This is a genomic window from Pseudoalteromonas sp. SR45-5 (assembly GCF_014163565.1).
Lineage (GTDB): Bacteria > Pseudomonadota > Gammaproteobacteria > Enterobacterales > Alteromonadaceae > Pseudoalteromonas > Pseudoalteromonas distincta.
In genome coordinates this window covers 1-2680 of sequence record NZ_JACJDN010000548.1, presented here as the reverse complement: position 1 = coordinate 2680, position 2680 = coordinate 1, and the positions used below count along the sequence as shown (strand labels likewise).

Annotated in this window: 2 protein-coding genes; one reads left to right on the top strand and one right to left on the bottom strand. The window is 41.9% G+C overall.

Annotation, left to right across the window (positions count from 1 at the left end):
- Positions 1 to 165: 165 nt before the first annotated feature.
- A complete protein-coding gene (speE, locus tag H5072_RS16330; protein ID WP_182694128.1) occupies positions 166 to 1029 on the bottom strand; it encodes a polyamine aminopropyltransferase in 864 nt (287 codons plus the stop codon).
- Between the two features lie 199 nt (positions 1030 to 1228).
- Here speE and speA point away from each other — a divergent pair.
- The coding region (gene speA / locus H5072_RS16325) for a biosynthetic arginine decarboxylase (protein ID WP_182694127.1) at positions 1229 to 2680 on the top strand (1452 nt) is incomplete at its 3' end.

Here is a 2680-nt window from a genome sequence, read left to right as displayed (position 1 = left end):
TGGTTAGATAGCTCTTTAAGGTTTTGAAATATAACTGTACTTATGTTGTTTGCTAGCTCGAGTTCAGTTTGAATAGTCATTATAAAAATAAAAAGGGACTTTAAAAGTCCCTTTTTTAATGCAATTTTAACCTTGAGAAGTCAACAAAGCCAAAGTGAATTAGTATTATTTTTTATCAAAAGCGCGTTTCATGTAGTTAGGTGTAGCGAGTGCACCATGATGAATACCGCTGTTGTAGTATTCGCTATGCTCGGCTATTTGTGCTGCGCCGTCTTCTCTAAAACCGTCAAATGCTTGTGATTTACGTGCAAGTGTTACCGACCATAAACCGCTTGGGTAAATTGGTTGCGGGAATGGCAGTGTTTGTAAATCGTTAAAGCCTACGCTTAGCATTGCTTCGCGCATTTCAACTAATAATGGCATATGCATAAGAGGTGATTCGCTTTGTTGTACTAAAATACCACCTGGGCGCAGTGCATCTAAACAGCTTGTGTAAAACGCATGATTAAATAAACCTTCACCTGGACCCACCGGATCGGTGCCATCAACAATAACCACGTCGATAGATTCGCCAGCAGCTTCGCGCATGTATTTAATACCGTCGTCAAACATAACCGTTGCACGGGTGTCGTTGTTAGATTCACAAAGCTCTGGGAAGTATTTTAACGACATTTGCGTTACTACTTCGTCTATATCTATTTGCGTTACAGTTTCTACGCCTGGGTGTTTTAATACTTCGCGTAAAGTACCGCAGTCGCCGCCGCCAATGATAACGACGTTTTTAGGGTTTGGGTGCGCTAAAAGTGCAGGGTGGCTGATCATCTCATGATAAAAGAAGTTTTCGCGGGTTGTTACCATAGTACACCCGTCGATGATCATTAAATTACCAAAGTCTGTGGTTTCAAACATTTCTACCTTTTGAAAAGGAGACTGTTTTTCATCTAACTTTTTATTAATACGTAATGAAAATGCGCTGCCATCGCGGTCGCTAATTTCAGTAAACCACTTACTTTGATCTAAATTTGCCATAGTTACTATTACACTTTTTTAGGTTGAGTATGAAAAAGGGGCAATTCTGCCAGTGCTTGGCGTTTTGCTCAATGACATTTTAACTGATTTGACGAATAAAGTTAGTTAGGAGTGAGTGAAAGTTCAATTTTTGTTAGCCTAGTGGATAGTGACGTATTAAAATGCGCCTTTATACCTAATTGACTAAAGAAGAGTTGCCATGACCTGGGGTTTAGAAACAGCACGCGCCACTTATAACGTTGCTCATTGGAGTGATGGTTATTTTGATATTAACGCACAAGGCGAACTGGTGGCTTACCCAGATGGCGACCAAACAAAACCGGCCATTTCTTTAACGCAATTAACTGAGCAGTTTAAACAACAAGGTTTAACGTTGCCGGTTTTAGTGCGCTTTACCGATATTTTAAAAAATCGTGTAGACACACTTACTAATGCGTTTACGCAAGCGCGAGCAAATCGTGAATATAATGGCAAATACACCTGTGTTTACCCAATTAAAGTAAATCAGCAACGCTCTGTAGTAAGTAAGCTATTAGCGCATCCAAGCGGACTTGTTGGCCTAGAAGCAGGCTCAAAGCCAGAACTTATGGCTATTTTGGGCGTAGCAAAAGAGCCAATCACTATTGTGTGTAACGGCTATAAAGACAGTGAGTTTTTACGCTTAGCATGTATTGGTCAAGCAATGGGCCACAGCGTAAAAATTGTGGTAGAGAAGCTTTCAGAACTAACCACACTACTTGAAGAAATAGACAACCTAGGCATAGAACCTGCTATTGGTATTCGCATTCGCCTAAACTCAGTAGGCAAAGGCAAGTGGCAAAACACGGGCGGCGAAAAAGGTAAGTTTGGTTTAACGGCAGGCCAAGTACTAAGTGCTGTTGAAGTGCTGAAAAAGCATAATAAGCTGCACTTAATGCAAATGGTGCATTTTCATATTGGCTCTCAAATTGCCAACATTCGTGATATTCACCGTGCTTTGCGTGAATGTGCACGCCACTTTGCTGAGCTTACACAATTAAACGTACCGTTAAACACCGTTGATGTAGGCGGTGGCTTAGGCGTTGATTACGAGGGCTCTGGCTCACGCAGTGCGTGTTCAATGAATTACACCGTAGAAGAGTACGCGCGTAATGTAGTGAATGCATTTGCAGAGGTGTGCGATCAGCATAACCTTACGCATCCGGCCATTATCACCGAATCGGGGCGCGCTTTAACCGCTCACCATGCGGTATTAATTACCGATGTAATTGACGTAGAAAAAGCGCCCAATCATTTAAATCCAGAGCCACCGCTTGAAAATAGCGCGTTAGTGCTTGATGAAATGTGGCAGTGTTTACAGCGTTTAAACCCGCGTATGGCACTTGAGATTTATCACGACGCTATGCACTTATTTAGCGAAGCGCACGATCAGTACGTGCATGGCTTAGTAAGCATGCTAGAGTGGGCGAAAATAGAGCAGCTTTACTTTACTATTTTACATCGTGTACGTGCATCGCTTAGTAATAATGCGCGCGCGCACCGTGAAGTCCTCGACGATTTAAACGAAAAGCTTGCCGATAAACTCTTTGTTAACTTTTCATTATTTCAGTCATTGCCTGATGTATGGGGTATTCAGCAGTTGTTTCCGGTTATGCCAATCGAAAACTTAACT

Excerpts from the sequence above, each read along its gene's own strand:
- speE (WP_182694128.1), bottom strand. The coding sequence starts at position 1,029 with ATGGCAAATTTAGATCAAAGTAAGTGGTTTACTGAAATTAGCGACCGC.